Source organism: Streptomyces sp. IBSNAI002 (assembly GCF_052244475.1).
Taxonomy (GTDB): domain Bacteria; phylum Actinomycetota; class Actinomycetes; order Streptomycetales; family Streptomycetaceae; genus Streptomyces.
In genome coordinates this window covers 4,011,538-4,026,431 of the sequence record NZ_JBQPXG010000002.1, presented here as the reverse complement: position 1 = coordinate 4,026,431, position 14,894 = coordinate 4,011,538, and the positions used below count along the sequence as shown (strand labels likewise).

Sequence of the window (14,894 nt, the reverse complement as noted above, 5' to 3'; positions counted from 1 at the left end):
CATCGTTACGCCAACTGTGGGGCGGTTCTCCTGAATTGATGATCCGCCAGGTGTGGTGGGGCAGCATCGGAGGGTGTTGAGCTCCGCCGCGCTGCGTGCGCATCTGCTGGCCGCCCGGTTGGCCGGGCCCATCGCGACCTCCCGGGAGGAGAGCCTGCGCAGTTACCGTCTGTTCGCGGCGGGTGATCCACGGGTGCTGCTCGGGCTGGATCCCGAGTGGGCGTGGGGCGAGGGTGACCTGCTGAGGCTGATGGCGGACAAGTGCGGTGTGTCGGCGGACCCGGCGCACGTCAGCGGCCCGGACGTGATCGATCCGGAGCGGACCATGGAGGCGCTGGAGGCGTTCGCCGGACGGCTGCGGGCGGCGGTCGGGGCGCGCTCCCCGGTGCTGTTCGGGACGGGGCATCCGCACCGGCTCCTGGGTTTCTACGCCGGGTTGGCCGAGGCGATGTCGGCGGCGGGCTGTGTTGTCCTCACCCCGGCGCAGGGGGTGAGCGTCGACATGGCGACCCGGTTCGGCGTACGCACGTACAGCATCGATTACGTACGGGGGGTCGCACTGGTGCGGGAGCCCGGCGTGCGGTCACCGGGGAGTGCCACCGGCGCACACTCCCATTCGCCGCTGCCCGTCCGGCTCGCGCTGGGGGCCCTGGCGGAGGCCGGCGGGCCCTTGCCGGAGTTGGTCGTGGGGGATCACGGATGGGTCTGCGGTGCTGGTCAGCTGGGTGTGGAGGCGATCGGGCTGGCGGATACGGACGATCCCGCGCTGTTCGTCGGCGAGGCCGAGGGGCGGGTCGCGGTGGCCGTGCCGATCGATGACGCGGTGCGTGCGGACTACTACCGACCGCTTACTCGCTATGTGCTCAATCGGGCCAGTCTGTCGGGGTGGCAGGAGTGGCCGTAGCTCCTCTTCCCCACTCGTATCACGCGCCCCTACTCTGGGGAGTGAGCGTGCGACGACGAGGAGTAACCGGAGGGGAAGCCGGTGCCCGTCATGCGCGGAAGGTCAAGGTGTGTCATGGCTGCTGGCGAGAGGCCTCTCAGTGAGGTTCAGTTCCTGACCGTGGCGGAGGTTGCCTCGGTGATGCGAGTGTCGAAGATGACCGTGTACCGCTTGGTGCACAACGGTCATCTGCCCGCAATCCGGGTGGGCCGGTCCTTCCGGGTCCCCGAGAACGCGGTTCACGAGTACCTCCGAGAGTCCTATGTGGGGGTGGAGTCGGCCTGAGACTGACCTCGGCATGCCCTCGGATTACAAGCTCGGAGCTCGGGACGGTAGGCTAGGCCGACGTAGGTCGTGTGGGCCCCGACGCCCCGCACCGAATGAAGAGAAGTGAGCGAGGGTAGTCGTGGGCTCTGTTATCAAGAAGCGGCGCAAGCGGATGGCTAAGAAGAAGCACCGCAAGCTGCTCAAGCGCACCCGCGTCCAGCGCCGTAACAAGAAGTAAACGGCAGCTGTACGTGTTCTCCGCAGCCCCTCCACCATTCTGGTGGAGGGGCTGCGGTGCAGCCGGGGGACTTCTTCGAGGGAGGCGCTGAGCTCGTGGGGAAGGTCGTACTCGTCACCGGGGCTGCCCGGCAGCTGGGTGGCCGCTTCGTGCGCCGCATCCAGCGCGACCCGGATGTCGAGCGGGTGATCGCGGTCGACGCGGTGACTCCGCCGCACCGGCTCGGATCGGCCGAGTTCGTCCGTACGGACATCAGGCAGTCGGCGATCGCCCGCGTGCTGGCCGAGCACGCCGTGGACACGGTCGTCCATCTGGCGGTGACCGGAGGCAGCGTGGGGACCGGCGGGGCGCACAGCACCGTCAAGGAAACGAACGTCATCGGGACGATGCAGCTCCTCGGGGCCTGCCAGAAGTCACCGACGGTCCGGCGGCTCGTCGTGAAGTCCAGTACCAGCGTGTACGGGGGCACCTCGCGGGATCCGGCCGTCTTCACCGAGACCACGCAGCCGAAGTCGCTGCCGGCGGGCGGGTTCGCCAAGGACGCCGCCGAGGTCGAGGGCTACGTACGGGGCTTCGCGCGCCGGCGGCCGGACGTCGCGGTGTGCGTGCTGCGGTTCGCGAACATCCTGGGGCCCTTCGCCGATTCGGCGCTCGCCGAGTACTTCTCGATCCCCGTGATGCCGACCGTGCTGGGCTACGACCCGCGGCTGCAGTTCGTCCACGAGGACGATGTGCTCGACGTGCTGCGGCTGGCGGCGAAGGAGCCGCGGCGGGGGACGCTGAACAGCGGGACCTTCAACATCGCGGGTGACGGCGTACTGCTGCTGTCGCAGTGCTCGCGGCGGCTGGGGCGGCCCACGCTGCCGCTGCTGCTGCCCGCCGTGACGTGGGTGGGGTCGGCGCTGCGGGCGGTCGGGATCACGGACTTCTCCCCGGAGCAGATAAGGCTCCTGACGCACGGCCGGGTCGTGGAGACCTCGCAGATGCGGGACGTGCTCGGCTTCGAGCCGGTGTACACGACCGCCGAGACCTTCGCGGACTTCGCGCGCAGCCGCGGGGGCGGGCTGCTGCCCCCGGCGCGGGCGGCGCGGGCCGTGGACCGGGTGGCGGCCGTGCTGAAGGTGGACGGCCGGGAGGTCGACGGCCGGGATGTCGACGTGGAAGCGGTTGAAGGAGCGAAGCGATAGTGGCGGACGCCAAGGTCATTCCGTTCGACGAGGACCGGCCGCGCCGGCGGGCGCCCCGCAGGGTCCGGGCGGTGTCCGCTCCCGAGCCGGAGACGGAGCCGACGGTGCCCGTTCCGGCGGCGGAGCCGGAGCCCGCGGGCGGTGGCCTGGAGCGGCGGATCGCGGGCGGGCTGGCGTTCCTGCGGCGTCGGGTCACCGGGGAGTACGACGTCGATGAGTTCGGCTACGACAAGGAGCTGACGGACCAGGTCCTGATGTCCCTGATGAGGCCGCTGTTCGACAAGTACTTCCGGGTCGAGGTCAAGGGCATCGAGAACATCCCGGCGGAGGGCGGTGCGCTGATCGTGGCGAACCACTCCGGGACGCTGCCGCTGGACGGGCTGATGCTCCAGGTGGCCGTGCACGACCGCCACCCGGCGCAGCGGCACCTGCGGCTGCTCGCGGCGGATCTGGTGTTCATGCTGCCGGTGGTCAACGAGCTGGCCCGGAAGGCCGGCCACACCCTGGCGTGCGCGGAGGACGCCCAACGGCTGCTGGAGGCCGGGGAGCTGGTCGGGGTGATGCCCGAGGGCTTCAAGGGGATAGGGAAGCCGTTCGGGGACCGGTACAAGCTGCAGCGCTTCGGGCGGGGCGGGTTCGTGTCGACGGCGCTCCGTGCGGGCACCCCGATCGTGCCGTGCTCGATCGTGGGGGCGGAGGAGATCTACCCGATGGTCGGCAACGCGAAGACGCTCGCGCGGCTGCTGGGGATCCCGTACTTCCCGATCACGCCGACGTTCCCGTGGCTGGGGCCGCTGGGGGCGGTGCCGCTGCCGACGAAGTGGACGATCCAGTTCGGCGAGCCGATCTCCACCGCGGGGTATGCGGCGGAGGCGGCCGACGATCCGATGCTGATGTTCAACCTGACGGACCAGGTGCGGGAGCAGATCCAGCACACGCTGTACAAGCTGCTGGTGCAGCGGCGGTCCGTGTTCTTCTAGGGCGGACCGGGCCGCGGGCGCTCGGCGGACGGAGCCCGGCGCAGCTGGCCGAAGCTCGCGAAGCGGTGCGAGGTCAGCAGACAGAGGGGCCAAGCTGCTGGTGCAGCGGCGGTCCGTGTTCTTCTGAGGTCCGTCCTCTTCCGACCGTGTGCGCGGGGCGGGGCTGTGATGAGCAGCCCCGCCCCGCGCCGTCCTACTGCTCCGCGTCCTCCGCGTTGATGCCCAGGCCCGGTAGGAGGCCCGGGAGGAGGGGCGGCAGGGTGATGTCCGGCCTGGGCTGGTCCACGGTGCCCGGGGAGGGCGGTGCGGACTGGCCCGCGGGCGGGTTCAGCAGGTCGCCCGTGCCGCCCAGGAGGCCGCCCGGGGTCTCGGGCTTGCTGCTGCTGCCCGAGGGGGACGGCGACGCGGGGCTGTTGCCCGACGGGGTGCCGGAGGCCGGGGTGGACTGCTGCTTGCCGCTCGGGGTGCCCGGCTTGGCCGGGGTGCCGGGGGAGCCGGAGCCGCGGGTCTGCTCGGGTGGCTTGGGGAGCAGGCCCTGGAGCGGCGCCACGTCTTCGTCTATGGCCTGGAAGACCGACTCCACCTCGCCTCCCACGTCCGTGAGCTGCGCGGGCAGCCTCTCCTTGAGCTTGCCCCACGCGTCGCGGTGGGAGCGGGAGAACGAGGACAGGGCCTGGATCGGGCCGAGCTCGCCGTTCCGCTCGTAGGCCGCCTGGAGGAGCCGGTGGCCCTCTTCCGCGTCGTGCTTCACTCCCGCCAGTGCTCGGCGGATCTCGCCCAGGACCTCGTGGTCCAGCACGTTGCCGCCCCGGCCGCGCTCCATCAGCCTGCGGGCTTCCGAGAGGCGGTTCGAGGCCTGGTCGAGATAGAGCTCGCCCCGGTCCGAATCGCCGTCGGCCATCCCGAGCTTCAGGTCCTCCATGCCCCGTTTCACGGGGTACAGGTGGTCACCGGGCAGGGCGTCGGAACTGGCAGCGGCCACACCGCTGAAGGCCCCCGCGGCCACACCTACGGTGAGACCGCCTGCTGCGATGCCCTTGGACCAGCGGGAGCGGGGCCGCAATTTCCGGAGCGAGGTCGCCCGGTGGGCGCCGCGGCCGGTCCGCTGTTCGGGCACCTGAGGGTCCGAGGCGGCACCGCCCCCGGCCCTCTCCTCCAGCACCATGGCCTCCATGGCGGCAACGAGCTGGGCTCGCTGCACCACTTTGACCTCTGGGTCCAGCACTGGGCGCGGCATACGTTCGCCGAGCACGCTCGCCAGGGCCAACAGCCGGTCGTGGTCGGCAGGTTCGGCAGGTGCCTCGGACTGCTCGGCCGCCGGGTCCGGTTCCGAAAGGTCGGACGGGGTCCGATCCTCCAGGGCCTGGGCGAAGGCGTTCGCCCGCCGGTGCGGAGTCACGTTCGCGATCACTGGCGGCACCTCCTCTCGTCATGACGATCGACTCCCCAGGGTGTCCGGAAGGTTGCCTTCCTTGAGCACATCCACACTTTCGAGTGAGCGGCTTCGGGCAGGGCTTGTCCACAGGGGGTCTGCATTCCGCACAACGAGCGTCGCGGCACTTGGGTTACGGACGAAGGATGATCGGACCACAGCGTCATCGAGGGGTCACCGGATGTATGTGAGTTTGTGTTGATGTGGGAAGGGGATCAGCGGGCGTCGTCCGGGAGGAGGCGGGCCAGCGTGCGTACCGCCCGGTACTGGAGCGTTTTGATGGCTCCCTCGTTCTTCCCCATGACCCGGGCGGTCTCGGCGACCGACAGGCCTTGCAGGAAGCGCAGGGTCACGCACTCCTGCTGCTGCGGATTGAGTTTCCGTACGGCCTCCAGCAGGGCCGCGTTGGAGAGGGACTCCAGGACGGAGTCCTCGGGGCTGCGCTCGACCTCGTTGGCGTCGAGCATCTCGCCGGTGGTGACCTCCAGCCGGAAGCGGCTGGACTTGAAGTGGTCGGCCACCAGGTTGCGGGCGATCGTCACGAGCCAGGCGCCGAAGTCGCGGCCCTGCCAGGTGAAGGTCGAGATGCGGCGCAGGGCGCGCAGGAAGGTCTCACTGGTGAGGTCCTCCGCCGTCGCCTTGCCGCCGACGCGGTAGTAGATGTAGCGGTAGACCGTGTCGCTGTACTGGTCGTAGAGGCGGCCGAAGGCCTCGGCCTCTCCGGCCTGGGCGCGTTCGACCAGGTCCATCATGCGGGCCTGGTCGCTGTCCGCGGTGGGGCGGCGGGGGGTGGTCTGGGTGCTCGTGCCGGCGGCGTCGTTCGAGCCCCCGGCCGCGCGGCCTCGTCTGCCCACCGTCGCTCCGCCGTCGGTCAGGGCATAGCAAGGACCGGCCGGGCCGAGGCCGGCAGGGACCGCGGCGGCGAAGGCGGGGACGGCGTACGCGGTGGGGACGAAGCCGCGCAGGTGGTCGAGGACCGTTGCGCGCAGCGTAGCCAGGCCCGAGGCGTCAACCCCGACAGGTGGGTACACGGGACTCCCAGAGGCAGAGCTTCCATCACGTGCAGTGCGGGACCGTTCACCCGTCGTGGCGACAGATGGCCGGTGGCATGCGTTTGAGGAGAATAACGCTTCGTACAGGCAGCGCTACACCCAGTTGCACAAATCACCGGTTCCGACACTTCCGTTGCGTGTCGAGGGCATATTCAGTCGCAGTTGGTGATCGATTGGTGATCACTTGGGTGCGCGGAATGGACGCTTCCATGGGGGCTCGCGACCGAGTCGGGCAGGCCGGAGTGCCGTGCCCCGTCCGGGGGTAGGGCTGGGGGAATGCCCGGTCGGCCGCGGGCCGGAGCGGGGGAGGGGCCGGAGCGGCGGGGCGCCGGGTCCGGCCCCCGTGCGGGGCCCGGAGCGGTACGGGCGCCGGCCGGGCCGGGGGGCCCGGCGGTGCTACTTCCGGCGGCGGTGCAGGGCGATCGCGGCGGCCGCGCCGCCCGCGATCGCGCCGACCCCGGCGGCTGCCGGGACGCCGACCTTCACGGCCTTGCGACCGGTCCGATAGTCGCGCAGCCGCCAGTCGTTGGTGCGGGCATGCTTGCGCAGTTTTGTGTCGGGATTGATCGCGTACGGATGTCCGACCAGCGACAGCATCGGGATGTCGTTGTGCGAATCGCTGTACGCGGCGCAGCGTTCGAGTTCCAGGCCCTCGGCGGCGGCCAGGGCGCGGACGGCCTCCGCCTTGGCGGGGCCGTGCAGCGGTTCGCCGACCAGGCGGCCGGTGTAGATCCCGTCCACGGATTCGGCGACGGTGCCGAGGGCGCCGGTCAGGCCGAGCCTGCGGGCGATGATCGTGGCCGTTTCGACGGGGGCGGCGGTGACCAGCCACACCTTCTGGCCGGCGTCGAGGTGGGCCTGGGCCAGGGCGCGGGTGCCCGGCCAGATCCGCTCGGCCATGTACTCGTCGTAGATCTCCTCGCCGATCGCCATCAGTTCGGAGACCTTGTGGCCCTTGACGATGGACAGGGCGCTGTCGCGGGCGTCCTGCATGTGCTCGGGGTCCTCGACCCCGGCGAGCCGGAACCAGGCCTGCTGCCAGGCGAAGCGGGCGAGCTCGCGGCGGCGGAAGAACTCGCGCTTGTACAGGCCGCGGCCGAAGTGGAAGATCGCGGCGCCCTGCATGACGGTGTTGTCGAGGTCGAAGAAGGCGGCGGCGAGGTCGTCGCCCGCGACGGGGAACTCCGCCTCTTCCCCTTCTTCCGCGAGGGCGTCGAGGTCGGTGTCGAGATCGGGCTCCGTGAGCGGTGGGGCTTCGGCCAGCGCGGTCTTCCGGGCGGCCTCGGCCGAGGCCTCGCCTGCCAGCACGCTCCGCGCGCTTGCGGAGCGTCTACGGGGGGTGAGCCATCCGAGAGCGGCCATGCGGCGAGCATAGCCACTGTGTTCGGGAGTTCTCGAACCGGTGGGAAACGGAGGCGTTAACACTTCGGGAGAATGAGGCCATGAGCCCTTTGTTGCGACGCAAGGAAAAGAAGCGTCCCGCCGAGCGGATGGTGACGCTCATCGGGAAGCCGGGGTGCCATCTGTGCGATGACGCGCAGGCGGTCATCGAGGAGATCTGCGCGGAGACCGGTGCGCAGTGGGAGAAGAAGGACATCTCGCAGGACGAGGAGCTCTACCGGCTGCACTGGGAGCAGATTCCCGTGGTGCTGGTGGACGGGGAGCAGCACACCTTCTGGAGGGTGAACCCGGAGCGGCTGCGGCGGGCATTGGGGAGCTGACCCGTATCCCGGTTACCATCATGGGCGATTTGTGCGGTCTCGGGGGCGTATCTGTGAGGAGTGTGTACGGTTTTGCCCCCCTTGGGATTTGAACGGGTTCGGCGTGCCGTTGGTCCTGCTCTTCTGTGCCGAGGTTGCGTGACCCCGGTCACTTTGGTCGGACAAAATGGACACAATCTTTGTGCACGCGTTCACAAAGGCATAGCCTGCTGTCGACGGGGCGGTCCTGGGACAAGTGGCCGCCTGCAGCCCCGCTCATCCCGCAGGAGCATCGTGGCAACTGGCCGAACTCACCGACCGGCGACCCGCAGCCGAGGTATTCCCGAGGCCACTGTCGCCCGGCTTCCGCTGTACTTGCGCGCCCTCACCGCGCTCTCCGAGCGATCGGTGCCCACGGTGTCCTCCGAGGAGCTCGCGGCCGCCGCCGGAGTCAACTCCGCGAAGCTGCGCAAGGACTTCTCCTACCTGGGCTCCTACGGCACGCGCGGCGTGGGCTACGACGTGGAATACCTCGTCTACCAGATCTCCCGCGAGCTCGGGCTGACCCAGGACTGGCCCGTCGTCATCGTCGGCATCGGCAACCTCGGCGCGGCCCTCGCCAACTACGGCGGCTTCGCCTCGCGCGGTTTCCGCGTCGCCGCGCTCATCGACGCCGACCCGGCGATGGCCGGCAAGCCGGTGGCCGGGATCCCCGTGCAGCACACCGATGAGCTGGAGAAGATCATCGAGGAGAACGGGGTCTCGATCGGCGTCATCGCGACGCCGGCCGGTGCCGCCCAGCAGGTCAGCGAACGGCTGATCGCGGCAGGTGTCACCTCCATCCTGAACTTCGCCCCGACCGTGCTCTCCGTGCCCGAGGGCGTGGACGTGCGCAAGGTCGACCTCTCGATCGAGCTCCAGATCCTCGCGTTCCACGAGCAGCGCAAGGCCGGCGAGGAAGCCGCCGCCGCGGCTGCCGAGGGCGGCTCCTCCGTGGGCGGCGCGGCCCCCGCCGCGGCCGTCGTGCCGCCGGCCGGGCGTGCCGCCGCCGAGGCGCGCAAGGGCGGGCCCGAGGGCGACGTGCCGGCGGTGATGCCGGCATGAGTCTGCTCGTCGTTGGGCTGAGCCACCGCAGCGCGCCCGTGAGCGTGCTGGAACGTGCCTCGCTGTCCGCGGACGCCAAGGTGAAGCTGCTGCACGACACCCTGGCCGCCGAGCCGGCGGCGGAGGCGGCGGTGCTCGCCACGTGCAACCGGATCGAGCTGTACGCGGACGTGGACAAGTTCCACGCCGGTGTCGCCGAGCTGTCCACGCTGCTGGCGCAGCACAGCGGGGTGGCTCTGGAGGAGCTCACCCCGTATCTCTACGTGCACTACGAGGACCGGGCGGTGCACCACCTGTTCTCGGTGGCGTGCGGGCTCGACTCGATGGTCGTGGGCGAGGGGCAGATCCTCGGCCAGATCAAGGACGCGCTGGCCCTGGGGCAGGAGCTGCACACCGCCGGGCGGCTGCTCAACGACCTGTTCCAGCAGGCGCTGCGGGTCGGCAAGCGGGCGCACTCCGAGACCGGGATCGACCGCGCCGGACAGTCGCTGGTCACCTTCGGGCTCGAGCAGCTCGCCGGGGCGCGGGTGCCGGTGGGGGAGTGGGCCGCCGGGAAGCGGGCGCTGGTGATCGGCGCCGGGTCGATGTCCTCGCTGGCCGCGGCGACGCTGGCGCGGGTCGGGGTCGCGGAGATCGTGGTCGCGAACCGGACCGCCGAGCGGGCGGAGCGGCTGGCGGAGATTCTGGTTGCCTCGGGCACCGGGGTGAAGGCCGCCGCGGTGCCGATGGCCCTGGTCGCGGAGGAGCTGACACGAGTCGACGTGGTCGTCTCGTGCACGGGCGCGACGGGGCTCGTGCTGAGCGCCGACGACGTGCTCGCCGCCGTGTCCCGGGGCTCCGCCCCGGACCCCGCGCCCCAAACGCCGGCGGGTCCGGACTCGGGATTCCCCGACGGGTCCGCCGTTGCCGCGGGTCTGGACGCCGAGGTCGTGGGGCGGCTCGCCGCTGCCGCGCGGGCGCACGGCCGGCTCGCCGACGCCGGGGCCGCGCGGACCATCACCGCGGTCGAGCCCGACGGGTGTCCCGTGGGGCCCGACGGGCGGGCCGCGCTGACCGGGGTCGACGCCAGTTCGCTCGAGCTGCACGGCACCTGGGCCGACCAGGGCGAGGCCGCCGCGCAGCGGCAGCCCCGGCGCAGTGCCCGTACGCAGGCCGACGGCGCCGGCGGCGCGCGGCTGGCGCTGCTGGACCTGGCCATGCCCCGGGACGTCGACGCCGCCGTGCACCGGATCCCCGGCGTACGGCTGGTCGACATCGAGAGCCTCGCCGAGGCGTCCGCGGACGCCCCGATGGCCGCCGACGTCGACGCGGTGCGCACGATAGTCGCCGGGGAAGTGGCGGCCTTCGGCGCGGCCCAGCGGGCCGCGCACATCACGCCCACCGTCGTCGCCCTGCGGGCCATGGCGGCCGAGGTCGTGGCCATGGAAGTGGCGCGGCTCGACGGGCGGGTGCCCGATCTCGACGAACGGCAGCGGGCCGAGGTCACCCAGACCGTGCGCCGCGTCGTCGACAAGCTCCTCCACGCGCCGACCGTGCGCGTCAAGCAGCTCGCGAGCGAGCCCGGCGGCGCCGGGTACGCCGAGGCGCTGCGCGAACTCTTCGACCTCGACCCTCAGACGGTGGCTTCCGTCAGCCGGGCAGACGCGGCCGATCCCCTGAACGACGACGACCCAGGACGGGCATCATGAACACACGTCCCGACCAGCCGCTGCGGCTCGGTACGCGGCGGAGCAAGCTGGCCATGTCCCAGTCGGGCCACGTCGCCGAGGCGGTACGGGCGGTCACCGGCCGGCCCGTCGAGCTCGTGGAGATCACGACGTACGGCGACGTCTCGCGCGAGCACCTCGCGCAGATCGGCGGGACCGGCGTGTTCGTCACGGCCCTGCGCGACGCGCTGCTGCGCCGCGAGGTCGACTTCGCCGTGCACTCGCTGAAGGACCTGCCGACCGCGCAGCCCGACGACCTCGTGATCGCGGCGATGCCGCGGCGCGAGGACGCGCGGGACGCGCTCGTCGCCCGGGACGGCCTGACCTTCGAGCAGCTGCCCGACGGCGCCCGGATCGGTACCGGTTCGCCGCGGCGGACGGCCCAGCTGAACCACTACGCCCGCTCGCTCGGCAAGCGGATCGAGACCGTGCCGATCCGCGGCAACGTCGACACCCGCATCGGGTTCGTACGGGACGGGGAGTTCGACGCCGTCGTGCTCGCCGCCGCCGGCCTGAACCGGATCGGGCGCAGTGACGAGGCCACCGACCTGCTCTCGGTCGACCACGTACTGCCCGCTCCCGGCCAGGGGGCCCTGGCCGTGGAGTGCCTCGCGTCCGAAACGGACCTCATCGCCGCGCTCGGCGAACTCGACGACCCGCACACCAGGGCCGCCGTGACCGCCGAGCGTTCCCTGCTCGCCGCCCTGGAGGCCGGCTGCAGCGCACCCGTGGGCGCGTTCGCCGACCTTTTGGCCGACGGGCAGATTGTCAATGAAATGCGCCTGCGCGGCGTCGTCGGAACCCTCGACGGCTCGACGCTGGTGCAGCTGTCCACCACCGGTCCCGTGCCCCAGTCGTACGACGAGGCCATGTCTCTCGGCCGCGAACTCGCGGACGAGATGCTGGCCAAGGGCGCGGCCGGTCTGATGGGGGAGCGATCGCTTTGAACCCCTCAAGTCCGACCACCTCCGCTTTCCCGGCACTCGCCGCCCACGGACACGTCACCTTCCTCGGTGCCGGCCCCGGCGACCCGGGTCTGCTGACGCTGCGCGCCGTCGAGGCACTCGCCGCCGCGGACGTACTGATCGCGGAGCCCGAGGTGCTCGACGTCGTACGGACGCACGCGCGCGCGGGTGTCGACACGCCGCAGTTGACGGTCGCTGACGAAGTGTCAGCAGCCGCCGGGGTCCCGGTGATCCGCGACGCCGCCAATCTTGTCATGGAGGCCGCACGGTCCGGCAGGCGGGTCGTGCGTGCCGTGACCGGTGACCCCGGTCTCGACGGGAACGCGGCCGAGGAGATGCTCGTCTGCGCCACGGCCGGCATCCCCTTCGAGGTGGTGCCGGGTGTCGCCACCGCCGTCGGCGTGCCCGCGTACGCAGGTGTGCCGCTCAGCGACAAGCGGGGCGCGGACGTGCGGTTCGTGGACGCGAAGAACGCGCCGGCGCGCTGCTGGAGCGAGGTGGGGGCGAGCGACGGGATCGTCGTCGTCTCCGCGACGCTGGAGACGGTCTCGGCGGCCGCCGCCGAGCTGGTGGGCGCCGGGCGCAAGCCCGACACCCCGCTGACGGTGACCGTCGCCGGTACGACCACGCGCCAGCGGACCTGGTCCGCGACGCTGGGCACGATCGCCCAGGTGTTCAAGCAGGGCAAGGTGCTCCCCTCTCCCGAGGGCGCCCGGCCGGTCATAGCCGTGGTCGGTGAGCACAGCGCCGCCGCGCGGCGCGAGGAGCTGGCCTGGTTCGAGTCGAAGCCGCTGTTCGGCTGGCGGGTGCTCGTACCGCGTACGAAGGAGCAGGCCGCCTCGCTCTCCGACCAGCTGCGTTCGTACGGCGCGGTGCCGCACGAGGTGCCGACGATCGCCGTGGAGCCGCCGCGGACCCCGCAGCAGATGGAGCGGGCCGTGAAGGGCCTGGTGACGGGCCGCTACGAGTGGATCGCCTTCACCTCGGTCAACGCCGTGAAGGCGGTGCGCGAGAAGTTCGAGGAGTACGGGCTCGACGCGCGGGCCTTCGCGGGCATCAAGGTCGCCGCGGTGGGCGAGCAGACCGCTGCCGCGCTGGTGGAGTTCGGCGTGAAGCCGGACCTGGTACCGAGCGGGGAGCAGTCCGCGGCCGGTCTGCTGGAGGACTGGCCGCCGTACGACCCGGTCTTCGACCCGATCGACCGCGTGTTCCTGCCGCGGGCCGACATCGCGACCGAGACGCTGGTCGCCGGGCTGATCGAGCTCGGGTGGGAGGTCGACGACGTCACCGCCTACCGGACGGTGCGCGCGTCGCCGCCGCCGGCGGACACGCGTGAGGCGATCAAGGGCGGCGGTTTCGACGCCGTGCTCTTCACGTCCTCGTCCACGGTCCGCAACCTGGTCGGGATCGCGGGCAAGCCCCACAACGTGACCGTGATCGCGTGCATCGGGCCGGCGACGGCCAAGACCGCGGAGGAGCACGGGCTGCGCGTGGACGTGCTGTCGCCGGAGCCGAGCGTGAGCAAGCTGGCGGAGGCGCTGGCCGAGTACGGCGCGGCGCGCCGCGAGGCGGCCAAGGAGGCCGGCGAGACGGTGTTCCGGCCGAGCGAGCGGCGGCCCGGGGCGCGGCGTCGTCGTACGACGTGAGCGGCTTAGGCCGGCCGGCACAGGCGGCGCGAAGGGCCCGGATGCGGTGCGCATCCGGGCCCTTCGCCGTGTGATCCGCGTCGCACCGGGCTCCCCGGCCCGTTTGGGACGGCTGTGACCGCGCAGGCGGGAGGGCTGGAACACCTCCGAGGAAAGGACCGTCCATGGCGGCTCCCCGACCCCCGCAGACGGCCGACCCGGAAGCGGTGAAGCGCCACCCCGGGCTGTTCCGGGCGATCAGACAGCGCCGCAACCCGCGGCTGCGCCGGACGGACATCACCGTCACGGACGACCGCGCGGTCAAGCGCGCCGTGAAGGCGGCCTCGCTGGGCAACGCCATGGAGTGGTTCGACTTCGGCATCTACTCCTACCTGGCCGTCACCCTCGGGCACGTCTTCTTCCCGTCGGGCGACGACACCACGCAGCTGCTGTCCTCGTTCGCGACGTTCGCCGTGGCCTTCCTGGTGCGGCCGCTCGGCGGGATGTTCTTCGGGCCGCTGGGGGACCGGCTGGGCCGCAAGAAGGTCCTGGCCCTCACCATGATCCTGATGGCGGTGGGCACCTTCGCGATCGGGCTGATCCCCTCGCACGAGGTGATCGGCCTGTGGGCCCCCGCCCTGCTGATCCTGTTCCGGATGCTCCAGGGCTTCTCGACCGGCGGTGAGTACGGCGGCGCCTCCACCTTCATCGCCGAATACGCGCCCGACCGGCGCCGGGGGTTCTTCGGGAGCTTCCTCGAATTCGGCACCCTGGCCGGCTACGTGGGTGCGGCCGGGCTGGTGACCGCGCTGTACGCGGTGCTCGACGACGCACAGATGGAGTCCTGGGGCTGGCGCGTCCCCTTCCTCGTCGCGGGTCCCCTCGGCCTGGTGGGCCTCTACCTGCGGCTGCGGCTGGACGAGACGCCGGCCTTCCGGAAGCTGGACGGCGGGTCGGCCCGTGCCACCGAGGCCGCCGACGGCGTGGAGACGTCCGGCAAGGGCGACCTCGCGCGGATCTTCCGCGAGCAGTGGCCGACGCTGATCCTGTGCGTCTGCCTGGTCGGTGCGTACAACATCACCGACTACATGCTGCTGTCGTACATGCCGACCTACCTCTCCGACGAGCTCGGCTACAGCGAGACCCACGGCCTGCTCGTCCTGATCGCGGTGATGGTCTTCCTGATGCTCCTCATCAGCCGGGTCGGCGCGCTGTCCGACCGGTTCGGGCGCAAGCCCGTGCTGATGGCGGGCATGGCGGGGTTCCTCGTGCTCTCCCTGCCGTCGTTCCTGCTGATCCGCCAGGGCGGCATCCCGGCGATCACGGCCGGCATGCTGCTGCTGGGGCTCTCGCTGCTGTGCATGCTCGGCACGATGTCGGCCGCGCTGCCGGCCCTGTTCCCGACCCAGGTCCGCTACGGCTCGCTGTCCGTGGGCTACAACCTGTCGGCGTCGGTCTTCGGCGGGACGACCCCGCTGGTGATCACGGCCCTGATCGGCAGGAGCGGCTCGAACCTGATGCCCGCGTACTACGCGATGGGCGCGGCCCTGGTCGGCCTGGTCGCGGTGGCGTGCATGAAGGAGACCGCCCGGATGCCCCTCGACGGGTCGCCGCCGGCGGTCGAGACGCACGAGGAGGCGGCGGAGCTGTGTGCGGCGCAGTCGCCGGAGCCGAGGTTCTGAGCCCGCACCGCCG

At 71.5% G+C, this 14,894-nt stretch carries 14 protein-coding genes; 11 read left to right on the top strand and 3 right to left on the bottom strand.

Annotation, left to right across the window (positions count from 1 at the left end; genetic code table 11):
* Positions 1-73: 73 nt before the first annotated feature.
* The 5 genes from ACTVZO_RS19420 to ACTVZO_RS19400 all read left to right on the top strand — a co-directional run bounded on the left by ACTVZO_RS19420 (position 74) and on the right by ACTVZO_RS19400 (position 3,615).
* Positions 74-904, top strand: coding sequence for a phosphatase (locus ACTVZO_RS19420; RefSeq protein ID WP_384228976.1), 831 nt, complete (start codon positions 74-76; stop codon positions 902-904).
* A gap of 114 nt (positions 905-1,018) precedes the next feature.
* Positions 1,019-1,228, top strand: coding sequence for a helix-turn-helix domain-containing protein (locus ACTVZO_RS19415; RefSeq protein ID WP_008738568.1), 210 nt, complete (start codon positions 1,019-1,021; stop codon positions 1,226-1,228).
* A gap of 121 nt (positions 1,229-1,349) precedes the next feature.
* Positions 1,350-1,448, top strand: coding sequence for a 30S ribosomal protein bS22 (locus ACTVZO_RS19410; RefSeq protein WP_003948845.1), 99 nt, complete (start codon positions 1,350-1,352; stop codon positions 1,446-1,448).
* Positions 1,449-1,543: 95 nt separating this feature from the next.
* Positions 1,544-2,635: an NAD-dependent epimerase/dehydratase family protein gene (locus ACTVZO_RS19405; RefSeq protein WP_443299598.1), complete on the top strand. Its 1,092-nt coding sequence runs from the start codon at positions 1,544-1,546 to the stop codon at positions 2,633-2,635.
* The gene (locus ACTVZO_RS19400; protein ID WP_443299597.1) at positions 2,635-3,615 is read left to right on the top strand and encodes a lysophospholipid acyltransferase family protein; all 981 of its coding nucleotides are present in this window, start codon (positions 2,635-2,637) and stop codon (positions 3,613-3,615) included. The genes ACTVZO_RS19405 and ACTVZO_RS19400 overlap by 1 nt, the downstream gene beginning before the upstream one ends.
* Positions 3,616-3,808: 193 nt before the next feature.
* On the opposite strand, the gene ACTVZO_RS19395 is transcribed toward ACTVZO_RS19400, so the two are convergent.
* From ACTVZO_RS19395 to ACTVZO_RS19385, 3 genes are all read right to left on the bottom strand, one after another.
* Positions 3,809-5,026, bottom strand: coding sequence for a DUF5667 domain-containing protein (locus ACTVZO_RS19395; RefSeq protein WP_443299596.1), 1,218 nt, complete (start codon positions 5,024-5,026; stop codon positions 3,809-3,811).
* Between the two features lie 236 nt (positions 5,027-5,262).
* Positions 5,263-6,078 carry an ECF subfamily RNA polymerase sigma factor, BldN family gene (locus ACTVZO_RS19390; RefSeq protein ID WP_443299595.1) on the bottom strand — a complete coding sequence of 272 codons (816 nt, stop codon included), beginning with the start codon at positions 6,076-6,078 and terminating at the stop codon, positions 5,263-5,265.
* A gap of 417 nt (positions 6,079-6,495) precedes the next feature.
* Complete coding sequence (locus tag ACTVZO_RS19385) at positions 6,496-7,461, bottom strand: HAD family hydrolase (RefSeq protein ID WP_443299594.1); 966 nt, start codon at positions 7,459-7,461, stop codon at positions 6,496-6,498.
* An 80-nt stretch (positions 7,462-7,541) separates the two neighbouring features.
* Between ACTVZO_RS19385 and ACTVZO_RS19380 the strand changes: the two genes are divergently transcribed.
* From ACTVZO_RS19380 to proP, 6 genes are all read left to right on the top strand, one after another.
* On the top strand, positions 7,542-7,820 hold the full coding sequence (locus ACTVZO_RS19380) for a glutaredoxin family protein (RefSeq protein WP_443299593.1): 279 nt from the start codon (positions 7,542-7,544) through the stop codon (positions 7,818-7,820).
* Positions 7,821-8,093: 273 nt separating this feature from the next.
* Positions 8,094-8,903 carry a redox-sensing transcriptional repressor Rex gene (locus tag ACTVZO_RS19375; RefSeq protein ID WP_443299592.1) on the top strand — a complete coding sequence of 270 codons (810 nt, stop codon included), beginning with the start codon at positions 8,094-8,096 and terminating at the stop codon, positions 8,901-8,903.
* Positions 8,900-10,591, top strand: coding sequence for a glutamyl-tRNA reductase (locus tag ACTVZO_RS19370; protein ID WP_443299591.1), 1,692 nt, complete (start codon positions 8,900-8,902; stop codon positions 10,589-10,591). The genes ACTVZO_RS19375 and ACTVZO_RS19370 overlap by 4 nt, the downstream gene beginning before the upstream one ends.
* Entirely contained in the window at positions 10,588-11,556 is a 969-nt protein-coding gene (gene hemC / locus ACTVZO_RS19365; protein WP_443299590.1) for a hydroxymethylbilane synthase, read from the top strand. The genes ACTVZO_RS19370 and hemC overlap by 4 nt, the downstream gene beginning before the upstream one ends.
* Positions 11,553-13,220: a uroporphyrinogen-III synthase gene (locus ACTVZO_RS19360; RefSeq protein ID WP_443299589.1), complete on the top strand. Its 1,668-nt coding sequence runs from the start codon at positions 11,553-11,555 to the stop codon at positions 13,218-13,220. The genes hemC and ACTVZO_RS19360 overlap by 4 nt, the downstream gene beginning before the upstream one ends.
* 164 nt (positions 13,221-13,384) lie before the next feature.
* Positions 13,385-14,881, top strand: a complete 1,497-nt coding sequence (proP, locus tag ACTVZO_RS19355; protein WP_443299588.1) for a glycine betaine/L-proline transporter ProP — start codon at positions 13,385-13,387, stop codon at positions 14,879-14,881.
* Positions 14,882-14,894: the final 13 nt, after the last annotated feature.